The 25187-nt window shown below is 62.4% G+C and carries 16 protein-coding genes; 4 read left to right on the forward strand and 12 right to left on the reverse strand.

The features are described 5' to 3' along the window. Positions 1–294: 294 nt before the first annotated feature. A complete protein-coding gene (locus tag ACVC5H_RS08840; protein ID WP_489621965.1) occupies positions 295–1596 on the reverse strand; it encodes an NCS2 family permease in 1302 nt (433 codons plus the stop codon). A 769-nt stretch (positions 1597–2365) separates the two neighbouring features. On the opposite strand from ACVC5H_RS08840, the gene ACVC5H_RS08845 reads away from it, so the two are divergent. Continuing rightward, positions 2366–4120 carry a methyl-accepting chemotaxis protein gene (locus tag ACVC5H_RS08845; protein ID WP_489621966.1) on the forward strand — a complete coding sequence of 585 codons (1755 nt, stop codon included), beginning with the start codon at positions 2366–2368 and terminating at the stop codon, positions 4118–4120. A 100-nt stretch (positions 4121–4220) separates the two neighbouring features. Here ACVC5H_RS08845 and ACVC5H_RS08850 read toward each other — a convergent pair whose 3' ends face one another. The 7 genes from ACVC5H_RS08850 to ACVC5H_RS08880 form a co-directional block, all read right to left on the reverse strand. Continuing rightward, on the reverse strand, positions 4221–5600 hold the full coding sequence (locus ACVC5H_RS08850; protein ID WP_489621967.1) for an 8-oxoguanine deaminase: 1380 nt from the start codon (positions 5598–5600) through the stop codon (positions 4221–4223). A 1032-nt stretch (positions 5601–6632) separates the two neighbouring features. After that, a complete protein-coding gene (locus ACVC5H_RS08855; RefSeq protein ID WP_489622671.1) occupies positions 6633–8396 on the reverse strand; it encodes an allantoate amidohydrolase in 1764 nt (587 codons plus the stop codon). Positions 8397–8579: 183 nt separating this feature from the next. Next, on the reverse strand, positions 8580–9974 hold the full coding sequence (locus ACVC5H_RS08860; RefSeq protein ID WP_489621968.1) for a nucleobase:cation symporter-2 family protein: 1395 nt from the start codon (positions 9972–9974) through the stop codon (positions 8580–8582). A 222-nt stretch (positions 9975–10196) separates the two neighbouring features. Beyond that, positions 10197–11141 carry a LysR substrate-binding domain-containing protein gene (locus tag ACVC5H_RS08865; RefSeq protein ID WP_489621969.1) on the reverse strand — a complete coding sequence of 315 codons (945 nt, stop codon included), beginning with the start codon at positions 11139–11141 and terminating at the stop codon, positions 10197–10199. Between the two features lie 289 nt (positions 11142–11430). Beyond that, complete coding sequence (locus ACVC5H_RS08870; RefSeq protein WP_489621970.1) at positions 11431–12111, reverse strand: Fe2+-dependent dioxygenase; 681 nt, start codon at positions 12109–12111, stop codon at positions 11431–11433. A 156-nt stretch (positions 12112–12267) separates the two neighbouring features. Continuing rightward, on the reverse strand, positions 12268–14505 hold the full coding sequence (locus ACVC5H_RS08875; RefSeq protein WP_489621971.1) for a catecholate siderophore receptor Fiu: 2238 nt from the start codon (positions 14503–14505) through the stop codon (positions 12268–12270). Positions 14506–14942: 437 nt separating this feature from the next. Beyond that, entirely contained in the window at positions 14943–17219 is a 2277-nt protein-coding gene (locus ACVC5H_RS08880) for a catecholate siderophore receptor Fiu (protein WP_489621972.1), read from the reverse strand. Positions 17220–17628: 409 nt separating this feature from the next. Here ACVC5H_RS08880 and uraH point away from each other — a divergent pair, with 409 nt between their 5' ends. Further along, a complete protein-coding gene (uraH, locus tag ACVC5H_RS08885) occupies positions 17629–17982 on the forward strand; it encodes a hydroxyisourate hydrolase (protein WP_489621973.1) in 354 nt (117 codons plus the stop codon). A 98-nt stretch (positions 17983–18080) separates the two neighbouring features. Here uraH and ACVC5H_RS08890 read toward each other — a convergent pair whose 3' ends face one another. Continuing rightward, on the reverse strand, positions 18081–18641 hold the full coding sequence (locus ACVC5H_RS08890; protein ID WP_489621974.1) for a gamma carbonic anhydrase family protein: 561 nt from the start codon (positions 18639–18641) through the stop codon (positions 18081–18083). A 571-nt stretch (positions 18642–19212) separates the two neighbouring features. On the opposite strand from ACVC5H_RS08890, the gene ACVC5H_RS08895 reads away from it, so the two are divergent. Further along, positions 19213–21513 carry a TonB-dependent receptor gene (locus ACVC5H_RS08895; protein ID WP_489621975.1) on the forward strand — a complete coding sequence of 767 codons (2301 nt, stop codon included), beginning with the start codon at positions 19213–19215 and terminating at the stop codon, positions 21511–21513. A 144-nt stretch (positions 21514–21657) separates the two neighbouring features. Here the strand turns inward: ACVC5H_RS08895 and ACVC5H_RS08900 are convergent, their stop codons facing one another. Beyond that, on the reverse strand, positions 21658–21843 hold the full coding sequence (locus tag ACVC5H_RS08900; protein ID WP_489621976.1) for a hypothetical protein: 186 nt from the start codon (positions 21841–21843) through the stop codon (positions 21658–21660). Between the two features lie 297 nt (positions 21844–22140). Further along, entirely contained in the window at positions 22141–23028 is an 888-nt protein-coding gene (locus tag ACVC5H_RS08905) for a LysR family transcriptional regulator (RefSeq protein WP_489621977.1), read from the reverse strand. A gap of 145 nt (positions 23029–23173) precedes the next feature. Here ACVC5H_RS08905 and ACVC5H_RS08910 point away from each other — a divergent pair, with 145 nt between their 5' ends. Continuing rightward, positions 23174–23839: a peroxiredoxin-like family protein gene (locus ACVC5H_RS08910; RefSeq protein WP_489621978.1), complete on the forward strand. Its 666-nt coding sequence runs from the start codon at positions 23174–23176 to the stop codon at positions 23837–23839. A 32-nt stretch (positions 23840–23871) separates the two neighbouring features. On the opposite strand, the gene ACVC5H_RS08915 is transcribed toward ACVC5H_RS08910, so the two are convergent. Continuing rightward, positions 23872–25185 (reverse strand): class I SAM-dependent DNA methyltransferase, encoded by a 1314-nt coding sequence (locus ACVC5H_RS08915; protein ID WP_489621979.1) that lies wholly within the window; start codon positions 25183–25185, stop codon positions 23872–23874. Positions 25186–25187: the final 2 nt, after the last annotated feature.

Below are 25187 nucleotides of genomic sequence, written 5' to 3' on the forward strand. Positions count from 1 at the left end.
AACAGACTGCTTTATGGCGCGCTCCAGGGCGTATCGTGGGGCGTGCTTCTTGTTGTTGGATCTGCTTTCAGGCGGGTCCGGGCGCATGATGCGGCGGCCTGCCTGTGGAGTCTCCCGTGGCCAGATGGCATTCAAGAAACGTGCCGGGGTCGTCAAAAGAGGAAACGGATTGTCCGCAGCATCTTGTTGCGAATGATTGTCCGATTTCCTCTTTTCACAATCCCGAGGAGGCGGCCCGTGCTGGCGAGCCGCCTCCGGAATTTTACAAATTACTTCATATCATTTACGCGCCGCTCACTCGCCACCCAGGTAGATGAGCTTGAACAGGAACACTGCGGCGATGATCCAGATTACCACTGAAACATCCTTCATACGGCCTGTCAGCAGCTTCAAACCGGCATAGCTGATGAAGCCCAGCGCCAGGCCATTGGCAATGGAGTAGGTGAAGGGCATCACCAGGGCCGTGATGACGGCCGGCACGCATTCGGTGGTGTCTTCCCAGTCGATGTGCACCAGTTCGCGCAGCATCAGGCAGGCCACGAAGAACAGCGCCGGTGCCGTCGCGTAGGCGGGCACCACGCCGGCCAGCGGGGCGATGAACAGGCACAGCAGGAACAGCACGGCGATGGCCACGGCGGTGAGGCCAGTGCGGCCGCCGGCTTGCACGCCGGCAGCGCTCTCGATGTAGGCGGTGGTGGAGGAAGTCCCCAGCAGGGAGCCGGCGACGATGGCGCTGCTGTCGGCCATCAGGGCTTTGTTGAGTCGCTCCATCTTGCCATCCTTCATCAGTCCGGCGCGGGTGGCCACGCCCATCAGGGTGCCGGTGGCGTCGAACAGTTCCACCAGGAAGAACACCAGTACCACGTTCAACAAGCCCATGGAGAGGGCGCCCTTGATGTCCAGTTGCAGGAAGGTCGGGGCAATCGAGGGGGGGGCGGCGAAGATGCCAGTGAAGTGGTTGCCGCCGAAGACGAAGGACAGCAGCGTCACCAGCAGGATGCCGATCAGCAGGGCGCCGCGTACCTTCAGGCGGTCCAGCGCGACGATCACCAGGAAGCCGATGATGGCCATCACCGCAGCCGGCTGGTGCAGGTCGCCCAGGGTGACGAAGGTGGCAGGATTGGCGGCGACGATGCCGGCGCTCTTGAGCGAGATGATGGCCAGGAACAGGCCGATGCCGGCCGGGATGGCCGTGCGCAGCGAGGCCGGGATGCTCTTGATGATCAGCTCGCGCACGCGCAGCACGCTCACCAGCAGGAACAGGCAGCCCGAGATCAGCACCGCGCCCAGCGCCGCCTGCCAGGGGAAGCCCATGCCCTTGACTACGGCATAGGCGAAATAGGCGTTCAGGCCCATGCCAGGGGCCAGGCCAATCGGATAGTTGGCGTACAGGCCCATGATGAGCGTGCCCACGGCAGCGGCCACGCAGGTGGCGACGAAGACGGCATCCTTGGGCATGCCGGCGTCACCGAGGATGCTGGGGTTGACGAAGATGATGTAGGCCATCGTCAGGAAGGTGGTCAGGCCGGCCAGCAGTTCGGTGCGTACGGTGGTGCCGTTTTCTTCCAGGCGGAAGAACTTGTTCAGGGCGTTCATTGTGGGGTGTCTCCGTTGGGGGGCAGGCAGCCGGTGGACGGTGCTGATGGGGTAGCTTTTTGCATTGTTTTGGCAGCGTTGCTAATGTCGTTGAAATTCATGTAGGGTATGTAAGCGCCAGGAAATAGACATTATTAACCTGGAGTTATAAGTGGGTGTGTCGGGCGGAAATTGGCTTTGATGCTGGGGTTGTTGATGAGTATTGTTGACAGGCCTGGTGGCCATCTTCTTGTGTCAGGGCCAGATTTTGCCAGTTTTGTCTGGTGGGGGCTTTGTTGGGGGTGATTTGTTGCTGTGGGTTAATTTTTGTTCTTGGGTAGTCTGCACGGATTGCTTTCCTGCGCTCTAGCTTAATTCTTATCGCTCTCCGGGCGGAACGGAGCGCCGGGAGCGGCCCGGCAGCCGCTCACTTTTCTTGTCTCGCCAAGAAAAGTAAGCAAAAGAAGGCGACCGCTGCTGCCTCACCCTCCTTCGGAGGGTCCCCGCGTTGCCGCGCATAAAAACGGGAAAAATAGAGTCGCTTCGCTCCGACTATTTTTCTGATCCGTTTTTATGCGCGGCAACGCGGCGAGGCAGAAGCGGACTGCGGACCGGCTCGCCTTCGGCATTGCCCGGGACTTGCTCGCCTTCGGCCTCGCGCTTGTTTGGTGATTCGGTCCGGTGTATTTGTTTTCTTGGTACCACCTCGGCGTGTTGCCTGATGTAAAGGTATTAAAGTGTTTGCGCAATTGCGCCGTTATACGAAAACGATTAAGGGGGGGAGCTTGTTATGAATTTCACTCAGTTCAAAGTCCAGACACGCCTTTACATAGGCTTCGGGATTGTCCTGGCGACCTTGGCCGCCGTCGTCATCGTGGCTTTGCTCAAGCTCAGTGGGCTCAATGACGTGCTGACCCAGAATGGCGACTATGGCACGCAGGAAATCAGCGCGGTCGCCAGCGGCATCGGGAAAGCACAGGGAGCGGCCATCGGTCTTCAGCGACTGCTGGGCTCGGATGATCCGGCGCGCCGGGCGGCTGAAAAAAAGGGGATCGAGGAAAGGCTCCAGGCGTATGACAGCCAGCTAAAAACCCTGCGCAAGCTCTATGAGTCCGATCCCAACGTGACCGAGCCGGAACGCCAGTCGCTCAAGCGTATCGATGAGATTGCCAGTGACGTGGTTCCGAAGTTGAAGAAAGTCCTGGAGCTTGACGCGGGAGGGGATGCTGCAGCGACCAGGCAGGCGATGTTGGAGATGGGCAAATCCTTGCAGCCATGGACCGATGAGCTGGGCAAGTTGCGCGATATCGTCGTGAGCAAAAATATCGCAGCGGCGAACCAGGCGCACGAAGATTATTTTGCTGCCCGCAAGTTGTTGCTGATGGTCGCCGCCTTGGGCTTGTTGGTCTCGCTTGTGCTGGCTACGCTGATCACACGCAGCATTCTGCGCCAGCTGGGCGGCGAGCCCGGCGATGTCGCTTCCATTGCGTCACGCATTGCCGCAGGAGAGCTGGCCGTCGAGGTCTCGCTCAAGAATGGCGACCGCTCCAGTCTGTTGTATTCGGTGGCGCAGATGCGCGAGCAACTGGCGATGATCGTCGGAAAGATTCGCACCGCGACTGACAGCATCACCAATGGCGCCACTGAAATTGCCCGAGGAAACTCGGACTTGTCGGCACGCACGGAAGAGCAGGCCGGGTCCATCGAAGAGACGGCTTCGGCGATGGAAGAACTGACTTCCACCGTCAAGCAGAATGCCGACAATGCGCGCCAGGCCAACAAGCTCGCCGAATCGGCATCGGGGATCGCCATCGAGGGCGGACAGGTAGTCGGCAAGGTGGTGGAGACCATGGATTCCATCAATGAATCCTCCAAGCGCATCGTCGATATCATCAGCGTCATCGATGGCATCGCCTTCCAGACCAACATCCTGGCCCTCAATGCAGCGGTGGAAGCCGCCCGTGCCGGCGAGCAGGGCCGCGGCTTTGCCGTGGTCGCCTCGGAAGTACGCGGTCTGGCACAACGCTCTGCAGCGGCGGCCAAGGAAATCAAGGTCCTCATCAACGATTCGGTGGCCAAGGTCGATGCCGGTAGCCAGTTGGTGGGGCAGGCCGGGACGACCATCGGCCAGGTGGTCGATAGCGTCAGGAAGGTGACCGATATCGTGGGCGAAATCAGTTCGGCCACGCAGGAACAAAGCGCCGGCCTGGATGAAATCAACCGCGCCATCGGCCAGATGGATCAGACTACGCAGCAGAATGCAGCGCTGGTGGAAGAGGCCGCAGCGGCGGCGGAATCCTTGAAAGACCAGGCACGTATGCTGGCGGAGGCGATGAGCGTGTTCCGGCTCGGTGCAGAGCCGGTGCAAGCGGTGATGTCACCGGTGAGGCCTGCCAGGAGTGCGGCCAAGCCTGCCGCGGCTGTTCCCGTCAAACCGCGCGTCGCGGACAAACCGCGTCTTGCCGAGAAAGCCAAGCCGGCAAAGCGCACCGAGCTGATCGGCGATTCTCCTGAGAAGGATGCAGATCAGTGGGAACAGTTCTGAGCAATTTGTTCTGAGGGTTCCGCCCGCCGGAAACGACCAAGCCGTTCAGTGCTTCACTGAACGGCTTTGTTTTTTGCTGCCCTGTATCGTGAAACGGCGCTCAGCGTGCCGCTTGCGCCAGTTCCAGTGACAGATGATTGTGCCGCTCCAGCACCGCGCCCAGGTCGATGGTGGTGCACTGTCCCTCGCGCACGATCACGCGGCCATTGATGATGCTGTAGTCCACATTGGCCGGCGTACAGAAGACCAGTGCCGCCACCGGATCATGCAAGGCGCCGGCAAAGGCGATCTGGCGCGTATCGAACATCACCACATCGGCCGACATGCCGGGCTTGAGTGCGCCGATGTCGTCGCGGTTCAAGACCCTGGCACCGCCCAGGGTCGCCACTTCCAGGGCCTGGCGCGCGGTCATGGCGTCGGGGCCGAAGCCCACGCGCTGCAGCAGCATGGCCTGGCGGACTTCGCCCAGCATGTGGGCGCTGTCGTTGGAGGCGCTGCCATCCACACCGAGGCCGACCGGTACGCCCGCGTCGAGCATCTTGCGAATGGGCGCGATGCCGGACGCCAGGCGCATGTTGGAGCAGGGGCAGTGCGCCACGCCCGTGCCGGTGCGGGCGAACAGGCCAATGCCATGGTCGTCCAGCTGTACGCAGTGGGCGTGCCAGACGTCGTGGCCGACCCAGCCGCAGTCTTCGGCGTATTCGGCCGGGGTCATGTTGAATTTCTCGCGGCTGTAGGCGATGTCGTTGACGTTTTCGGCCAGGTGGGTGTGCAGCGAGACGCCATAGTGGCGCGCCAGGTCGGCGGCTTCGCGCATGAGCTCGCGCGAGACCGAGAAGGGTGAGCAGGGGGCGACCACGATGCGTTGCATGGCGTGGCGCCGGTGGTCGTGGTAGGTCTCGATGAGGCGCTGGCTGTCCTTGAGGATGGCGGCTTCGTCTTCGACCACGCGGTCGGGGGGCAGTCCTCCCTTGGACTGGCCCACGCTCATGGCGCCGCGCGCACCGTGAAAGCGCATGCCGATCTGGGCGGCGGCTTCCAGGCTGTCGTCCAGGCGGGTCTGGTTGGGGTAGATGTAGAGGTGGTCGCTGCTGGTGGTGCAGCCCGAGAGGATCAGCTCGGCCATGGCGGTGAGCGTGGAAACCCGGATCATCTCGGGGGTGAGGCCGGCCCAGATGGGATACAGGTTGGTGAGCCAGTTGAACAGTTCGCCGTTCTGCGCGCCGGGGATGGCGCGTGTCAGGCTCTGGTACATGTGGTGGTGGGTGTTGATGAGGCCAGGGAGGACGACGTGGTGGCGGGCGTCGATGATCTCGTCCGCCTCTTGCGGCAGGTCTTCGGTCTTGCCGACCTGCTCGATGACGTTGTTGCGGATGTAGAGGGCGCCGTTTTCGAGTTCTTCACGGGCTTCGTTCATGGTGACCAGGACGCGGGCGTTCTGGATCAGTATGGTTTTGTCTGATGCTTGGGCTGCTTGCATGGTGCCGGACTCCTTCTTGGGTTCCTTGTTGGGTTCATTGACTTGCGGGTCGGCGCAGGTGACAGGGGGAGTCCCTTTCTTGCCCTATTGACGGCTGCGGCGGGAGTTGTTGTTGGGAGGGTTTAGGCCCGTTTAATGCTGGTTTGATCTGGCGTTAATTTTGCGTTAATGGATGAGGGTTGGCTTTTTGGGTAGTCTGCACGGATTGCTTTCCTGCGCTCTAGCTTAATTATTTTCTTTCTCCGGTCGGAAGGACGCGCCGGGAGCGGCCCGGCAGCCGCTCACTTTTCTTGTCTCGCCAAGAAAAGTAAGCAAAAGAAGGCGACCCCAGAGAGCCAGCCCTCCTTCGGAGGGTTCCGCCGCAGCGGAGCGAAAAGTGGGAAGAATAGAGTCGCTTCGCTCCGGCTATTCTTCTGATCCACTTTTCGCTCCGCTGCGGCGGCTGGCTCTATGGGGAAAGGCCAAACGGGCTCGCCTTCGGCCTCGCGGGGGCTCGCCTGCGGCATCGCCCTTTTCTCCGATTACCGGGTTGGTTTTGATTTTGATATAAATAATTTACAGTCCGTTCGTCCTGAGTAGTCGCGTAGCGACGTATCGAAGGCTAAAGAACGCCAAAGCAAAGCCGAAGGCGAGTAGGAGACCTCACGATGCCGAAGGCGAGGCTGTCAGGCAGTCCGCATCTGCGCCGCCGCTTCAGAGGGCAACAAAACGGATCAGAAAAATAGCCGGAGCGAAGCGACTCTATTTTTCCCGTTTTGTTGCCCTCTGAAGCGGGACCCTCCGAAGGAGGGCGGCGCAGCTGCGGTCGCCTTCTTTTGCTTACTTTTCTTGGCGAGACAAGAAAAGTGAGCGGCTGCCGGGCCGCCCCCGGCGCGTTCTCCCGACCGGAGAAAGAAAATAATTAAGCTAGAGCGCAGGAAAGCAATCCGTGCAGACTACCCAAAACCTGACAACCATCCTCAGCAAATTCTTTTCTTCCAGTGACCATTCCGACTGATCGAAGGCACCGCTATCAATAAATCATATAAATAATTAACTCTTCGCCCTGAAGCTACGCAAGAAGTCCAACAGAATCTGCCCCGACACCTCCGCATCATCGGCCGTCATCGTCTCCAGCGGATTGTGGCTGATGCCGCCATTGCCACAGCGGGTAAACAGCATGCAGACATCCGTCAGCCTGGCAATGGCCATGGCGTCATGCCCTGCACCGGAGGCCAGTTCAAACGGCGGTACACCCGCGCGCTGCGTGGCTGCACTCAACTGCGCCATCAGCCACGGGGCGCACGGTGCGGCCGGGGCGCTCAAGGTTTCTTCCAGCTTGATGTCGATGCTGCGGCGGGCGCAGATTTCTTCGATCCTGGCCAGGACATCCTTCACCGCCGCCACCCGTACCTCATCCACCGCCGCACGGATGTCCAGCGACAGCTGGCACGCTCCCGGGATCACGTTGGTCGAGCCGCGCGGAACCTGCAACTGGCCCACCGTGCCCACCAGCGCCGCATGCTGGTCCTGCGAGCAACGCTGTTCGACGTACAGGATGATCTCGGCGGCCGCAGCGGCCGCATCCTTGCGCATGTCCATCGGCGTGGTGCCGGCATGGCTGGCCACACCCTTCAAGTCCACCAGATAGCGCGAGCTGCCGGCAATCGAGGTGACGATGCCGACCGGCAAATCACGGTTGAGCAAGACCGGTCCCTGCTCGATGTGGACCTCGACATAGCCCAGGATCCCGGCCGGGTCGCGCGCGATCTGCGGGATGGCTGCGACGTCGTGGCCCGCCTGGGTGATGACCTCGCGCATGCTGATGCCATCCTTGTCCTGCAGGTCCAGCAGTTGCATGTCGAAATGGCCGGTCACCGCATTGCTGCCCAGGAAGGTGCTCTTGAAACGCACCCCTTCTTCTTCCGAAAAACCGATCACCTCGAAGTGGAAGGGCAGCGTCTCACCCCGTTCATGCAAATGCTTCACCACCGCAATGGGCAAGAGGATGCCTTCGCGGCCATCGTACTTGCCACCGTTGCGCACCGTGTCGTAATGAGAGCCGGTCAGCAAGGTCTTGGCTTGCGGGTCAGCGGACAGGTAGCGGCCCACCACGTTGCCCACCGCATCGATGTGCACCTGCATGCCGGCCTCGCGCATCCATTGCGCAATCTGCGCTGCCGTGCGGCGGTGCGTTTCGGTGAGGTAGGTACAGGTGAGGGCGCCTTCGTCCTCGGACAGCGCGCCGATCTCTTCGGCCCATTGCATCACGGTCGCACCCAGGGCCGGGCGATGGCCCAGCAGGTCGTTGATGCGCAGCTCGGCGATGCGGCCGATCTGGCGCAGGGCTTCGCGCAGTTCGTCTTCAGGCTGGTTGCGCAGGCGGCGGGTGAAGGTGGCGATGATCTGCTGGCGCGTCAGGCCGGCACCGGTCGGGCCTTTCACGGCCAGGATGAAGGGGAAGCCGAACTTTGCGTTGTAGTCGGCATTGAGCTGTTGCAGCCGGGCAAACTCTTCCGGGGTGCACAGGTTCAGGCCGGCCTTGGCCTGCTCGCCAGTGGATTCGGCAGTCAGCTCGCCGGCAATGGCGGCGCGGCCGGCCAGCTCGGGGTGGGCGCGGATCAGGCCCAGCTGCTCGGCGCGGCTGGCCTCCGTGACGACCTTGTGCAGGGCCAGCTTGAAGGCGGTGAGGTTGGCGAAGGGGCGCTGCGCGGCGGCGCGCTCGGGAATCCAGGGAGAGTGCTCGTAGATGCCGTGCAGCGCGGCGATGAAGGCCGAAGTCTCGGCGGCGTTCAGTTGTTCCAGTGTCGTCGTCATGTGCTGGCCGGTCGGCGTGCCGCCGGCTCCCTCGCTGTGTTCGTTGGTGATGGCCTGCGCTGGCAATCAGGATTGTCGGTGCCGATTGTTGTGTGCGGATGTGGCCTCATGATCTGCGCGCAGGGCCGCCAGGTGGGCGCTGCGGCGCAGATGAGACTTTAAAACATCTTGGCCCGGATGGCATCAGTGGTCCGAACTTTGCGCGGCGGCCGTCGCATAGCCGGCCACATCGTCGTCGCTGCCCCGGCCATTGAAGAACAGGTTCAGGCTCACCGCCATGGCCGAGGCCAGCAGGATGCCGCTGTGGAAGATCGTGCCCAGCAGGTGCGGCATCTTGTCGAAGAAGGTCGGGGCGACGATGGGGATCATGCCCACGCCAATGCTGATGGCCACGATGAAGAGATTGTTGCGGTTGCCGTGGAAATCGACCTTGGAGAGGATCTTGATGCCGGTCGCCGCCACCATGCCGAACATCACGATGCCCGCGCCGCCGAGCACGAATTGCGGGATCGAGGCGGCCACGTGCGCCATCTTGGGGAACAGGCCGAAGGCCACCAGGATCACCCCGGCCGCCACGCAGACGAAGCGGCTGCGAATGCCGGTCACGCCCACCAGGCCGACGTTCTGCGAGAAGGAGGTATAGGGGAAAGTGTTGAACAAGCCACCGATGACCGTGCCCAGGCCATCCACGCGCAAGCCGCTGGCCAGCGTGCGGTCATCGATGCGGCGTCCCACGATGTCGCCCAGGGCCATGAACATGCCGGTCGATTCGATCATGGTCACGATCATCACCAGGCACATGCTGATGATGGAGGCCGGGTCGAACTGCGGCAGGCCGTAGTGGAAGGGCTGGATGAAGGCGAACCAGTCGGCCGCCTGCAGTCCGTCAAAGCTGATCTTGCCCAGCGCCAACGCAATGAGGAAGCCCACCACCATGCCCATCAGCACTGAAATGTTGGAGAGGAAACCACGCGTGTACTTGGTGATCAGCAGGATCGATACCAGCACCACGGCCGCAATCGACAGCGATAGCGGCGAGCCGTAGTCGGGATTGGGCATCTTGACGAAGACCCCATCGACCAGCTTGCCAATCACCGGCTGCCCGCCCGCCGCCCAGTTGATGCCCACGCCCATGAGCGAGACGCCGATGACCGTGATGACGGTGCCCGTCACCACCGGCGGGAAATAGCGCATCAGCTTGCTCATGTAGGGCGAAGCCAGGATGCAAAAAACGCCGGAGGCGATCACGGCGCCATAGATGTGCAGGATGTTGAGCTGCGCATTGTTGGCCATGGCCACCATCGGGCCTACGGCGGCGAAGGTCACGCCCATCATGACGGGCATGCGGATGCCGAACTTCCAGATCCCGGCGCTCTGGATGATGGTGACCAGGCCGCAGCAGAACAGGTCGGCACTGATCAGGTAGGCGATCTCGGACTTGGGCAGGTTCAGCGCGCCGCCGATGATGAGGGGAACCGCAATCGCGCCGGCATACATCACCAGGACGTGCTGCATGCCCAGTGCAAGGAGCTTGAAGAGGGGGAGGTGTTCATCCACCGGATGGCTGGGGGCTTGCATGGGCTTGTCTCCTGGCATGTTGATCGAAGGGCATGTGACCACGCCCACGTCAACGCGCCTGGGAGAGCGTGCCTTGCCGCTGGAAAGAGGGGGCGGCCTGATCCTGGCGATACTAATGCAATCCGGCGTGTGCCAACTATAGTTGTCGGCATATACCAACTGGCGCAGCGCCGATATATGACGCTGGCCATTTGCCCTCTTCTGGTGCGGCCTGGCGGCGTGTCAGGCGCGGGCCTGGGCCATCATCCTGGCCGCCGCGCTGACCTGGGCGCGCAGCCATTTGTGTTCGGTGGCCTGGTGCGCGCGCTCGTGCCAGAGCTGGTAGAAGCGCAGCGGCGGGAACTTGATGGGCACCGCATAGCTTTTCAGGCCCAGCAGTTTTTCGTAGACGCGGGCGAACTGCTGGCCGGCGGTCAGCACCAGGTCGGTCTGCGCCACCATGTAGGGCAGCATGCGGAAGTGCGCTGATTCCACCACCACGTTGCGATGCAGGTTCTGCTTTTCGAGGAAGCTGTCGATGGTGCCGTGATAGCCGGGCAGGATCTGCGAGGGGGCCGCGTGCGGCAGCGACAGGTAGTCCTCGATGCTCATGGCATCGCGCGCCGTGCGCTTGGCGTAGGCGCAGTCGGCGCGCATGAGGCAGACGATGGGATCGTCGAACAGCTTGGAGAGGTGCAGGTGGGCGGGCGGTTCGTCCCAGTTGGCGATGACCAGGTCCAGTTCGCCATCCGAGAGGCGGCGCACGTAATCGGTATCCGGTCCCAGCGCATGGATGACGATGCGGCTGCGCGGCGACTCGCGCCGCAGGCGGCCGATCACTTCGGTGAAGAAGGGCGTGTTCATGTAGTCGGGCGCTGCGATGTGGAAGGTGCGCTCTTCCTCCTGCGGCACGAAGGCGGTCTTGGGGATGAACAGGCGCTCGGTCTCGTCGAGGATGCGCTTGGCCGGCTTCAACAGACTCTCTCCATGCTGGGTCGGCACCATGCCGCGCGCCCCGCGCACCAGCAGCGGGTCGCCGGTCAGTTCGCGCAGCTTGCGCAATGACGCCGAGATCGAGGGCTGCGGCTGGTTCAGCTTCAAGGCCACCCGCGAGACGTTCTTCTCGCATAGCAGGAGATAGAGGATGCGGATGAGATGGATGTCGAGATGGTCAGGCAGCCTGGACATGGGGATGTCTCCGGGGTCTGGATGGTGCGGGGGCAGGTGGCGGTTTTTCGGTCACTCTGGTGCGGACTGCGGATGAAAGCGTCCTGCGTTCGCAGCGCATTGTTGTATATCGTTATTCGTATGTCAAATATACAGGTATGAACATGTGAAGACGAACTGCGTGTTCGATCCGGATGCCGCTGAAAGTGAAAGGGCCATCCGGTGTCATGCCGGACGGCCCTGGTGTTTGGAGTTGCGGAAAACTACAAGCGATATAAACGATATAAAACAAATAAATTATTCATCCGTTTTAGACATCCGCCCACTGCCTCAGCAGATTGTGATAATGCCCGGTCAGCCCCACCACTTCCTCGCTGTCGCCCAGCTTCTGGCGCAGGCTGAAGATGTTGCGGTCCAGTTCGAAGAGCATGCTGCGCTTCCAGTCGTCGCGGATCATGCTCTGGGTCCAGAAGAAGGAGCACACGCGTGCGCCGCGCGTGACCGGTTCCACCCGGTGCAGGCTGGTGGAGGGATAGACGATCAGGTCGCCAGCCGGCAGCTTCACTTCATGGGTGCCATAGGTATCGACCACCACCAGTTCACCACCATCGTATTCGTCCGGGTCGCACAGGAAGAGCGTGGAGGAGACATCGGTGCGCAGGCTGCCCGCCGCATTGGGCAGGTTGCGCACCGAGCCATCCACGTGCAGGCCATAGTGTCCACCGCCTTCATAGCTGTTGAAGAGGGGCGGCATGGTCTTCTTGGGCAGGGCGGCGGCGAAGAACAGCGGGTTCTTGCGCAGGGCCGCCAGGATGATTTCCCCCAGCGCGAAGCCCAGCGGCGAATGCTCCGGCAACTGCCGGTTGCGCTTGACGCGCGCCCCCTGGTCGCCCACGGTCTCGCGGCCGTCCACCCAGTCGGCGCGGTCCAGCTCGGCGCGGATGTGGCGCACCTGATCGGCGCTGAGGACTTCGGGGATGTGCAGCATCATGATGAAATTCTCCTATCGCTAATGAAAAGGCCCCTCCCGTGAAGGAGGGGCCGTCAAGTCTGGCTGATTCATGACTGAACTCAGTCGGCGCCACCACTTTAGGCAAAGCCGGCCATGGCGGGGCTGAGGCAGATCAAGTCATGGCCATCATCCGTATCAGAACTTGAAGTTCGCGGTCAGCGACGCCGAACGCGGCGTGCCCGGGGTGTAACGATAGCCGCTCTTGTTGATCGCCGCTACGTAGTCCTTGTCGAAAATATTGTAGATGTTCAACTGAAGATCCACGTTCTTGTTCACGACATACCCCACCATGCCATCGAAGACCCAGTAGCTGTTGGCATATTTGGGCGTACCGACTGCGCCATCCGTGCCACGCAGCAGCGAGCTCACGTAGCGCGCACCGCCGCCGACGGTGAAGCCCTGCGGCAGGCGATAGGTGGCCCAGGAGGTGAAGGCCTGCTTGGGCGTGTAGGCCAGGTTGTTCTCCCCGGCTGCGGTGGTGATGGCGCCGCTGTTGACCTTGGTATCCATCCAGGTGTAACCGGCGGCCACCGAGAGATTGCTGGTCACGTCGCCGGTCACGCCCAGCTCAATGCCCTGCACGGTCTTCTTGCCGGTCTGGAAGTATTGCAGCGAGGTCGGGTCCTGCTCGACTTCATTGGTCACTTCGGTATGGAACAGGGCGGCGGTGACGGCCAGCTTCTTGTTCAGCAGATCCCACTTGGTGCCCAGCTCGGAAGTCTTGGTCTTCTGGGGGGCGTAGTTGCTGTTGGCCGCGCTGTTGGCCGAGGCCGACAGGGCGAAGTTGCTGCCGCCCGGTGGCTGCTGCGAGGTGGCGTACAGGGCGTAGATGCTGCTGTAGTCGGTCGGCTTGTAGATCGCGGCCAGTTTCCAGTTGAACAGGTTGCCCGAGGTCGACAGGTTGGTGATGGTGCCGGCTGCGTTGGCGTAATACGTGGTGCGGTAGTGGTCTTCACGGAGGCCGGCATTGATCGACCATTGTTCATTGAACTTGATGGTGTCGAACAGGTAGGCCGAGACGGTATCGGTCTTGCCGTCGTTGTAGCCGGTGGCCGTCATCGTATAGGTCTTGGGATCGTTCGGATTCGGGTTGTACAGGTTGGCCACCGACAGCGTGCCGCTACGGGTGAAGGACAGCGCGTGCTGCTTTTCTTCGGTCAGTTCCACGCCACCCACCAGGGTGTGCTTGAGGCCGCCTGCCTGCAGGTCGGCCGTGATGTTGGTCTGGTTGGTGATGATCTCGTTGCTCTGGTCCTTGCGCGTCGGGTTGGAGCGCGAAATGGTCCAGGCCGACGGATTGCTGGCCGATCGGGTGACCAGGTTGGCCGAGGTTCCCATGAAGGAGGTCAGCAGGTAATCCTGGCTGGTCTTGGCATAGCGGGTGGTGTTCTGCAGTTTCACGTCGGACGAGAAGTCATGTTCCACGCGCGCCGTGAACATGTCGGAGCTCACCTTGTCGTAGTCGCCCGACAGGCCGTAGAAGTTTGACGAGTTCACGCGCGCCGCACCGGTCAGGAAGGAACGTGAGCTATCCGGCGAGGTGTAGCCCGGCAGGCCAATGGTCGGCACGCCGCCATCGGGCACGTTGTCCTGGTCGATGTGCAGGTAGTTCAGGAACACGCGGGTCGGGCTGTTCAGGCCGAACGCCAGCGAGGGCGCCACGCCCCAGCGGTCGTTCTTGACCTCATGGCGGCCCGGTACGCCACTGTCCTGTTTCATCAGGTTCAGGCGCAGGGCGATGCCGCGCTCTTCGTCCACTACCTTGTTCCAGTCGGCGGTGGCGCGCTTCTGGTTCCAGCTGCCATAGGTGGCCGAGGCATTGAAGAAGTTGCTCATCTCGGCCTGCTTGGTGACCATGTTGATGGAGCCGGTCGGCGAGCCGCGTCCGTTGTCGGTGCCGGCCGGGCCCTTCAGGACTTCCACCTGCTGGATGTTGAACATGTCGCGCGAGATCGAACCGAGGTCGCGCACGTTGTCCACGAAGATCGCGCTGGAGCTGTCGAAGCCGCGCATGTAGATGGCGTCGCCGGTGCTGGTCGATCCGTTTTCACCGAGATAGAAGGTGCCCACTCCAGGGCTGTTGCGCAGCGCTTCGGTCAGCGTGGTCGCGCCTTGCTGGTCGATCAGCTGCTTCTTGATGACGGTCAGGGTCTGGGGTGTGTCGACCAGGGGCTGGCTGTACTTGGCCGAGGAGGCCTTGTCGGCCTTGTAGTCCGATTCCTGGGTGGCGGTCACTTCGACCTTGGGCAGGGCTGTGCTGGTCTGGGCATGTGCGCCCACGGCCGGCAGCAGCAGGGCGCCGGCAACGGCGGCGGACAGACGGGTCGAGGCAAACGCGGCCTGCGCGTGCTTGCGGCTCTTGATGTAACTCATGGCAAGGTTCCGAGAGAAATTGTTGAGGGTTCTCTTGGCTGGCTATGAGTCGAACGGGCAATCGCGGGGTCGTTGAGACCTGGCAGGCTCCGCCGGAATGGCTGGCGAGGTTGTTTTTATGTATCCCGTTTCGCTCTTTGTTGTAACGATTGGATTCAGGATGCTTACAATTATATACACGTTACAAATAAAAGTGATTCTTATTTCTAAAAAATCGAGCGTGTCATTCGTCGCCTCGATTGGTCAGATGTGGTCAGTCGTGCGCGAGCCCGCACCGGCTCAGGCATGGCGGCGCGTCAATGGTGTATCCGGAATGTGGTGAGGAAAATACGCTGCCCTGCCGCTTTTTTGCTAAAAGGTATAAATCATTTGCGCAAAGGCGATGCCGGGAGGAAATGGTGGCGGCAGGACGCCGCCACCGGAGGGTCAGTTCAGACTCAGAACTTCAGGTTGCCCGTCAGCAGGAAGGCGCGTTCGGCGCCAGGGAGGTAGCGGTAGCCGGAGGCGTTGATGGAGTTCACGTACTCCTTGTTGAACAGGTTGGTGACGTTGAACTGCAGGTCCAGATGCCGGTTGACCACGTAGCCGGCCATGGCGTCGGCCACCCAATAGGAGCCGGTGCTGGCCGGAGTACCGATGGCACCGGATCTTCCGCGCAGCAGCCCGCTTGAATAGCGCAGTCCGCCGCCCACGGTGAAGCCGGGTGCGGCACGCCAGGTGGCCCAGGAGGTGAGGGAGTGGCGCGGCGCATAGGCAAGGTGGTTCTCGCCGCTGGCGGTGGCGACGTTGCCACGGGTGACGCGGCTGTCCATGCGGCTGTAGCCGGCCGTCAGAGAGACGTTGCGGGTGACGTCTCCGGTCACGCCCAGCTCCAGTCCGTTCGTCCTCTTTTTGCCGATCTGGAAGTAATTGCCGGTCACGGAATCCAGTTCGATTTCATTGCTGACGTCGGTGCGATAGAGCGCGGCGGTCAGCGCCAGCTTGCGGTCCAGCACGTCCCACTTGCTGCCCAGTTCGGCGGTGCGCGTCTTCTGCGGCGCATAGTCGGGATTGGAGGCACTCCTGCGGCTGGTGCTGAGATTGAAGTTGGCGCCACCCGGCGGTTGCTGCGACGTGGCGAGCAGAGCATAGATGCTGCTGTTGGCGGTGGGCTTGAAGGTGCCGGCCAGTTTCCAGTTCAGCAGGTTGCCCGAGGTCGAGAGGCGGCTGGTGTTGTTCGGCGCCTCGCTGTTGAAATCGGTGCGGTAGTGGTCTTCACGCAGGCCCAGGTTGAGCGACCAGCGCTCATTGAACTTGATGGTGTGCAGCGCATAGAGCGAGGCCGTATCGGTCTGGCCCAGGTTGAAGCCGTTGGGGCTGATCCTGACTTTGGATTCGTCGAAGCCGGCATCGGGCCGGTACAGGTTGGCGTAGGGGCGCGAACCGGTGACTGCGAAGGAAAGTGCATGCTGCCGCTCGCGTGTGAGCTCCAGGCCGCCCACCAGGGTGTGTTGCACGTTGCCGGTAGTGAACTTGCTGGTCAGATAGCTCTGGTTGGTGATGATCTCGTTGGACTGGTCGCGCCGTGTCACCAGTTGCCGGCCCAGGAGCCAGGTGGAGCGGTCGGTTGCCGAGGGCGTAATGATGCCTGCAGTGAAGCGCGGGCTATCCACGCCGGTGGCGAGGAAGGAGCTGAGGCGGTAGTCCTGGTCGGTGCGGGCGTAGCGGGTGGTGTTTTGCAGCTTCAGCGCGGACGAGAAATCGTGCTCGACACGCAGGGTGTACATGTCGGCATTCACCTTGTCGTAGTCGTCGATATGGCCATAGAAATTGCGGGGATTGACCCGCGGCGCTGTGCCGATGAACGGGCGCGCCGGGTCGGGCGAGCTGTAGCCGGGCAGCCCGATGGTGACCACGCCGCCGTCGGGGCGGTTGTCCTGCTGCATGTGCAGATAGTTGAAGAAGAGGCGGGTCGGAGTGTTCAGGCCCCAGGCCAGCGAAGGCGCGAAGCCGTCGCGGCGGCTGTGGACTTCGTGGCGGCCGGGCACGCCGCTGTTCTGCGTCATCAGGTTCAGGCGCAGCGCCAGGCCGCGCTCGCTGTCGAGGACCTTGTTCCAGTCCACCGTGCCGCGCTTCTGGTTGAAGCTGCCGTAGCTGGCACTGGCGGTGACCGCATCGGCCAGTTCGGGCTGCTTGCTGACCAGGTTGATGGCGCCGGTCGGTGAGCCGCGCCCGTTGTCGGTGCCGGCAGCGCCTTTCAGCACTTCCACCTGCTGCAGGTTGAAGACGTCGCGCGAGATGGCGCCCAGGTCACGTACGTTGTCCACGAAGATGGCGCTGGAAATATCGAAGCCGCGCATGTACACCGTGTCGCCGGTGCTGGTGTTGCCGTTCTCGCCGAGGAAGAAAGTGCCCACGCCCGGCGTGTTGCGCAGCACCTCGGCCAGGGTGGTGGCGCCCTGCTGTTCCATCAGCGGACGCTTCAGGATCTGCAGGGTCTGCGGGGTATCGACCAGCGGCTGGCTGTACTTGGGTGAGGCCGATTGGTCCGCCTTGTAGGTCGGTTCCTTGACGGCATCGACCTGTACGGACGGCAATGCCGCGCCGGCGGACTGGGCCTGCGCAGCTACGACCGGCAGCAGCAGGGCGCCGGCGATGGCGGCCGAGAGACGACAATGAGAGGAAATGGCGGAAGGGATGGGGCAGGGGTGCTTGCGGCTTTTGATGAAGCTCATGTCAGGTTCCAAGAGTGAGGGTTGCGAAATCTCTTGGCTGGCGATGAGGGGTGTCCGGGGCGATATGAAGCTTTGTGCAAAAAAGCTGGAAACGGCTCCGGCCGAGGGCTGGCGGTCAGATATCAGGAATATCCGGCCGGCCGAAGAGGTGTGCCGGGAGCGGATCCGGGCGAGTATAGGAAGGGGGGGAGGAAAAAGAACTCCTATAAATTTCGATTTTTTGCAGGAGTTTTTAAGGCGTGCAATTTGAATCGGGAAACCCGATTTTCTTCAACCAGAATTGTCTGAATTCTGGAAAAAGAAGACCAAAAAAGACATTCCCGATGGCTGATATAAGCGCACGCGTATAGGCATCTGCGCGCGCCGGTATATCATCGGCGTTCACTCATCACAGGGAAAGGACGGCAACATGGGCAAACTGAGCACGCACGTGCTGGATATCACCAAGGGCAAGCCGGGCGCGGGCGTGAAGCTGGCGCTCTATGCGGTGGATACGGGCGGCAAGACACTGCTCAAGCATGCCGTCACCAACAGCGATGGCCGTTGCGATGCCCCCTTGCTGGAGGACGAGGCGTTGAAGCCCGGCAAGTATGAGCTGGTGTTTGCGGCCGGCGATTATTTTGCGGATCAGGGCGTGAGCCTGCCGGAACCGCGTTTCGTCGATGAGGTGGTCATTGCCTTCGGTGTGGCCGATGCTACGCAGAACTATCACGTGCCGCTGGTGGTGTCGCCGTGGGCGTATTCGACTTATCGCGGCAGCTGATGATGCGCGGCTGATTCATCGGCTGGCGTGATAACAAAAAATCCGGTCTTCGCAAGAAGCCGGATTTTTTTATGCCACAAGCGGTGCAAAGACGCAGGTCAGAACTCGTTCTGCAACAGCTTGTAGCCGCGCACCAGTTCATTGTTGGTGCGGGCCACGTCTTCCGAGAATTCCGAGGCCGCCACCGTCACGCGCGGGATGGTCGCCAGGTCGGTCTTGGGACCGATGCGTTCGGTGGAGGGCACATAGAAACCCGGTGGCAGGTCGCAGCCATCGACCACGGCATTGTGGCGCACCACGCAGCCAGCGCCGATGCTGCAATTGAAGAGCACGCTGTTGAAGCCGATGAAGGCGCCGTCGCCCACCGAGCAGGGACCATGCACGATGGCGCGGTGGGCAATCGAGGTGCGCTCGCCGATGGTCACGGCCGCGCCTGATTTGGAGTGGATCACCACGCCATCCTGGATGTTGGAATGGGCACCGATGACGATGGGTTCCATGTCGCCCTGGTCATCGACTTCATCGGCGCGGATCACGGCGTAGGGACCGATGAAGACATTTTCATGCACGATCACCTTGCCGCACAGGATGGCAGTGTGGTCGACATAGGCGGATTCGTGGACTTGGGGCCGGTGGCCGGATGGGTTGCGGCGAAGCATGGATGATTTCTCCTGGTGATGCGGGTGAAGCGGATGGTGCTGATGGTGCTGATACGGCACGGGAGCGCAGCGTCGCTGACATGGTGCAGGCCCCAGGTGCATGCGCTAAAACGGCTCGCATTGACCGGGCTGCGTTCAGGCGGGTAGCGATCATACCTTGTTGTGCGGTGATCGGACAGGGGCCAAGGGAATTCTGATCCCTCGGCCAGGTGTTTTGTGCAAGGGTAAAAACGGGCCGATGCGCGCAGCGCGTTTGATTTGGATTAAGGGGGACAGAACGGAAATCGGGTCCAATCTCATCTCCTCTCTGTTGTATTTACGGGCTGCGGCAATATGTCGCAGCCCATTGTTTTTGTCGGCGGGTACGGCTAACTGCTTGTGCCAAAAGGGTTTTTTCTCTGCATGTCACGTCCCGTTGCCCGGCAGTAGCAGGGTCGCGCAACCGCAGCGCACAGGCTGCGTGATAGATTGCGCCGACCAAAAAAAGGGGAGTGCGAACGTCACGGCGGTCGCGGGTGCGGCTGCGCGCGCTTTCCTTCACAACTCCAAGAAAAACCAGGACACCCTCGCCATGAAGCTGCCGTTCCCATCCTCTTCCTGCCGCCCAGCCCGGCGCAAACCTTCACCCATGCTCCTGGCCGTGCTCTGCGCGTGGAGCGGCAGCACGTGGGCGCAGCAATCCGATCCCGGTACCGGCAGCAGTGAGGCCGCGGCCTTGCCGACCATCGAAGTGCGCAGCAGTGGCTCGGTGGCCGAACGCAAGCAACTGCCGCAGACCAGTGCCAGCGTCACCGCCGACACCGCTGCCGACAGCATCAACGTCACCGACAGTTCGGATGCACTCAAGTACCTGCCCAGCCTGTCGGTGCGCAAGCGCTACATCGGCGATACGCAGTCACCGCTGGCGACCCGCACCACGGGTGTCAACGCCAGCGCACGCAGCCTGGTCTACGTCGATGGCATCCTGCTCTCGGCGCTGGTGAACAACAACAACGGCAACGGCTCGCCGCGCTGGTTCATGGTGGCGCCCGAAGAGATCGAGCGCATCGACGTGATGTATGGACCTTTCGCGGCCGAGTATCCGGGCAACTCCTATGGCGCCGTCACCGAGATCACCACGCGCATGCCGCAGCAGTTCGAAGCCAGCATCAAGGCCCAATATGCGCAGCAGGATTTCAGCCAGTATGGTGCTTCCGGCACCTACCGCGCGCAGGAATACAACGTCAGTCTGGGCGACCGCAGCGGTGCGCTGGCGTGGCGCTTCTCGGTCAATCACCTGGACAGCTACTCGCAGCCGGTGACCTACATCACTGCTTCCAGCATTCCTGCCGGCACCACCGGCGCCGTGCTGGCCCAGGACCGCACCGGCAAGAATCTCTACGTGCTGGGTGCCGGCAATCTCACGCATACGGTGCAGGATACGGCGCGGCTGAAGGTTTCCTACGACTTCACGCCGGCGCTCACGGCCACCTATACGCTGGGCTTCTGGCAGAACCAGGCCAATGCCAATCCGCAGAGCTTCCTGAAGAACGCCAGTGGCGCGACGGTCTACACCAGCGGTTTTTCCAGCAATGACGTGGACCAGCAGCAATGGATGCAGTCGCTGGAACTGCGCAGCAAGACCGAAGGCGAATGGGACTGGCAACTGGCGGCCTCCACCTTGTCGGCCTCGCGCGACCTGACCCGCACCTCCACTGCGGCCTTCCCGGCCGGGCAGAGTGGCGGCGCCGGCACCATCGCCGATGCCAGCGGCACCGGCTGGAGCACGGTCGATGCCAAGGGTATCTGGCGGCCGCAGGGGCTTGCCCAGGTCTTCAGCTTCGGCGCGCACCTGGACCGCTACACGCTGGCCACGCCGACCTGGAATACCAGCAACTGGATCAGCGGCGGCAACGGTACCCTGTCCTCCGACTCGCGCGGCAAGACCGAAACCTCGGCGCTGTGGGCGCAGGATGTGTGGCGTCTGTCGCCTTCGCTGAAAGCCACTCTGGGTGCGCGTTACGAATGGTGGCGCGCTTTCGATGGCAGCAATTATTCGACCTCGGGCAGCACCGCCTATGCGGTGAACCAGCCGGAGATCAGCCACAGTGGTCTCTCGCCCAAGGCATCGCTGGCCTGGGCCTTTGCCGACGACTGGATGGCCACGCTGTCCACCGGCCGTGCGCTGCGCTTCCCGACCGTGGGCGAGCTCTACCAGAATGTGCTGGTCAATGGCGTGTATCTGCAGGCCAATCCAAATCTCAAGCCCGAGAAGGTCTGGTCCACCGAACTGGCCATCGAAAAGCAATTGCATGAAGGACTGGGCAAGTGGCGTGTGTCGTTCTTTGAAGAGCGGGTCTCGGATGCGCTGATCTCGCAGACCTCGATCCTCGGTAACAGTGTCGCCTCCTACACGCAGAACGTGGACCGTACGCGCCAGCGCGGCATCGAGGCGGCCTTCGAGCGCAATGACCTGCTGCTGCGCGGCTTCTCGCTCAACGGCAGCGTGACCTGGGTGGATGCGCGCATTCTGCAAAACAATGGCTACGTCGCCACCACTGCAGGCGCCACCTCGGTGGGCAAGCGCACGCCCTATGTGCCAGAGTGGCGCGCCACGCTGGTGGCGAGCTACAAGCCTGACGACCGCTGGACCTATACGCTGGCGGGCCGCTACAGCGGCCGTGTCTATGCCACCGTCGACAATACCGACGTCAATACCCACACCTACACGGGCTTTGATGGCTATACCGTCTTCGATGCGCGCGTGCGCTATCGCATCGACCGGCACTGGAGCGGCGCGCTGGGCGTGGACAACCTGACCAACCGGGATTACTTCCTGTACCACCCCTTCCCGCAGCGCACGGTGTTTGCGGAGCTGAAGTACGACTTCTGAGCGGGGGAACGGCGCAGGTGTGATGTGCTCGTCGATGCGCCGGGCGCGCTTTCAATGCGACGCGGCAGGCCGGAGAGAATCCGGCTGCCGGATGAGGTGAGATTGTGCGAGAGTGAGTCGAACTGGCGGAAGCTCGGCCAGGACTCAACTGCCGCGTGCCTTGTCGATGGTTTCCCGGGCGGCTTCCATGAGGGCGGCCGGTTCGGGGGCATCGGATTCGAGGTAGGAATTTTCCAGCGTGACCGAGAGATTGCTCATCTTCTCCGACAATTCCGCCAGCGCTACGCTGAGCTCACACATCAGGGCCGAGATATTTTTGGGTTGCGTCATTACGCTTTCCTTTTCAGATGTCGCACCATGGCGCCTGGGCAGTGCAACGAAGAGCGGGGATTCATTGCACGGCAGGCCGGTACGTACCAATCGATTACGTCGTGAGCTCTGGCTATTTTAAGCCATGCCGGATGCCGGTACGACTGTACCTTGGTCGAAAAGTGCGACAAAAAGTGAAAGTTCTTTCGCTCATGTTGCCGGCCGGATATGCAGGTTGCTGCTGCGTTGCCTTGGCGGCATGCTGATGGCGGCAGAGTTGTCGAAATACGATGCGGGATGGAACCATTGGGCATTGCTTCAGGATTGCTGCTGCAGCATGATTTCTTCCACGAAATCGGCAAAGGCACGTGCCTTGGCGCTGGCCAGGCGGCCTGTGGGAAAAACGGCCCAGAGGTCAATGTCGGGCAGGGACCATGGTTCCAGCAAGCGCACCACGCTGCCTGCGGCCAGTTCGGGCGCGAACATCCAGTCCGAGGCGATGGTCAGGCCCATGTCGGCCAGAACGGCGGCGCGGATGCCCTCGGCAGCATTGAAGCGGACCCGTCCCTGCACCATTACCGAGACTTCAGTCCCCGCACGCGTGAAGGTCCAGACATTGTCCAGCTGGCTCAAGACCAGCGTCTCATGGGTGCTCAGGTCCGCCGGTACGCGCGGCGCCGGGACGCGCTCCAGATAGGCCCGCGTGGCCAGGACCGAGCGCCGCGTGGTGGCCAGCTTGCGCGCCACGCTGGCGGAGTCGGCCAGCCGGCCCATGCGCAGGGAGATGTCGATGCCTTCGGCGATCAGGTCGATGGTGCGGTCGTCCAGGATCACATCCACTTCCAGCGCCGGATGACGTGCCAGGAACAGGGGCAGGTGCGGAATCACGAACAGCCGTGCAAAGGTCGGCGCCGCCGAGATCCGCAGCCGTCCGGCCAGGCCGGCCCCGGCGCCGCGTGCGGCCAGTTCGGCTTCGTCGGCTTCCTGGATGGCCAGCCGCGCGCGTTCGTAGAAGCGCATCCCCGCTTCGGTCGGGGTGAGGCCGTGGGTGGAGCGCAGCAGCAGTTTCACCTTGAGCTTGTCTTCCAGCTGCGCGACGGTCTTGGACACGGCCGGCTGGCCCACGCCCAGCAACCGGGCCGCGCCCGAGAACGATCCCGCTTCCACCACCCGTACGAAGGCCGTCATGGCCAGCAAGCGATCCATAGTGCCATGCCCATTCCAAAGAGGAATAGGCATTATAGCCTTTGCCTATCTGCCATTCCTGAATCATTAGGGCCAGAATGCGCTTCATCGGTGGTGACGCACACCGCCGAGCGAACCCAACCTACTCAATGACAGGAGCTTCATCATGACTCTGCAAGACAAACTGGACGCCTTCAAAGCCGACTTCGTGGCCGGCAAGCCGCCTTACAACGTGCCCGCCGCGGTGATTGCCACCATGCAGCGCGCCACCGATGAACTGATCGCCTCGGGCGCTGCGCGGCTGGCGCTCAAGGCCGGTGACCGCGCACCGCAATTCACGCTCGCCGATCCGGACGGCAAGCCGGTCTCCTCGGCCGAGCTGCTGGCCCGCGGACCGCTGGTGCTGAGTTTCTATCGCGGCGTCTGGTGCCCCTACTGCAATATGGAATTGCAGGCACTGCAGGAAGCACTGCCGCAGTTGCGCGAGGCCGGTGCCAGCCTGGTCGCCGTTTCTCCGCAGTTGCCAGCCAACAGTCGCAAGGCCGTGCGTCAGAATGCGCTGGAATTCCCCATCCTGTCGGATGCGGGCAATGAGGTGGCGGCAGCATTCGGGCTGCGCTTCACGCTGCCGGACTATCTGGTGGACCTGTACCGGTCGCTCAAGAACGAGCTGCCCGCCTTCAACGGCGATACCAGCTGGACGCTGCCCATGCCGGCCCGTTACGTGATCGCTCCGGACGGCGTGATCGTCTATGCCGAAGTCAATCCTGATTACACCCGCCGTCCGGAACCGGCCGACATGTTGCCGGCCATTCGCCAGGCCGCCGGCTGAGTCCGGCAATTGCCCGGCGCTGCCGCGCCCGTTCAGCGCCGTGCCAGGACGACCAGTCCCGGCACGGCCTGTTGCATTTCTACGCGCAGGCTTTCCTCGCGCATCAGCAGGACCTGCATGCCCACTGACTGCAGGCACTCTTCGACATAGCTGCGCTGGTGGCGGAAGCGCCCGCTGGCGTGCAGATAGTAGGGCGCTGCAGTTTCCTCGCCGGCCAGTTCCACCGTGAAGACCAGGTGGCCATTTTCCTGCAAGGCCAGCTGGGCCGCGGTAAAGAAAGACGCCAACTGCCCGCAATAGATCAGCACGTCGCAGGCCGCGATCAGGCCGTAACGCGCCGGATGCGCCGTCATCCATTCCACCACGTCCGCTTGCGCCAGCGTGGTGTAGGGCGCCTGCTGCGCGGCGTGGCGCAACATGTTGGCGGAGAGGTCGACGCCTTCCAGTGCAAGTGCATGAGGCGCCAGCACCGGCGCGCACAGGCCGGTGCCGCATCCGGCGTCGAGTACGGTCGTCTGCCCGGTCCCGGCCAAGCCAGCCTGCAGTACCGCCCCCAGTACTTGCGGTCCGCGATAGTCCAGGTGCGTGACCAGGTTGCTGTCGAAATGATCGGCATAGTCGTCGAAGCGACGCACGATGTAATCGCGCGGAACCGTGTCGCTGGGCAAGCCGGCGTAGGCGGCATGCATGTGGCTGGCGATGGGGTGGCCGGGCTCTTCCTGCAGCCACAGCCGGCACACCTCGGCCGCTTCTGCCACGCGTCCCAGGAAATAGAACGAGATCGCCAGCAGCTCACGCGACTTGCCCTCATGCGGCGGCAGCACGAAAGCCATGCACTGGTAGCGCGAGCTCTGCATGCGGTCGCCCAGCTGCAGGTGGATGTCGGCGAGCTGATGCAGGGCCGCGAGGTAGTGCGGGTCGCGCAACAAGGCTTGCTCGCAGGCGTCGATGGCCGCCTGGGGCAGCTTCTGCGCACGCCGCGCGGCGGCCAGGTTGGTCCACAGCTGTGCATCGTCGGGGCGCAGGGCCAGGGCCTGTCCGTAGGCCAGGGAGGCCTCGTCGAAGCGCTCGCAGGCAAACAGCACATTGCCGAGATCATTGCACCAGTCGGCATCGGCCGGTGCCGTGCGTGCTGCTTCGTGCATCAGCGCCAGGCCTTCTTCATGCCGGCCGCACTGATGCAGCAGCACGCCCAGATAATGCTGGGCCGGTGCATGGTGCTCTTCCATGGCCAGGGTCACGCGATAGTCTTCTTCAGCCTCCTCCAGACGGCCCGCCGCATGGTGGCTGAAGGCCGATGTGAAGCTTTCTTCGATCAATTCGTCCAGGGTCCCGGCAGACGGCATGC

Source organism: Herbaspirillum sp. Her3 (genome assembly GCF_057961275.1).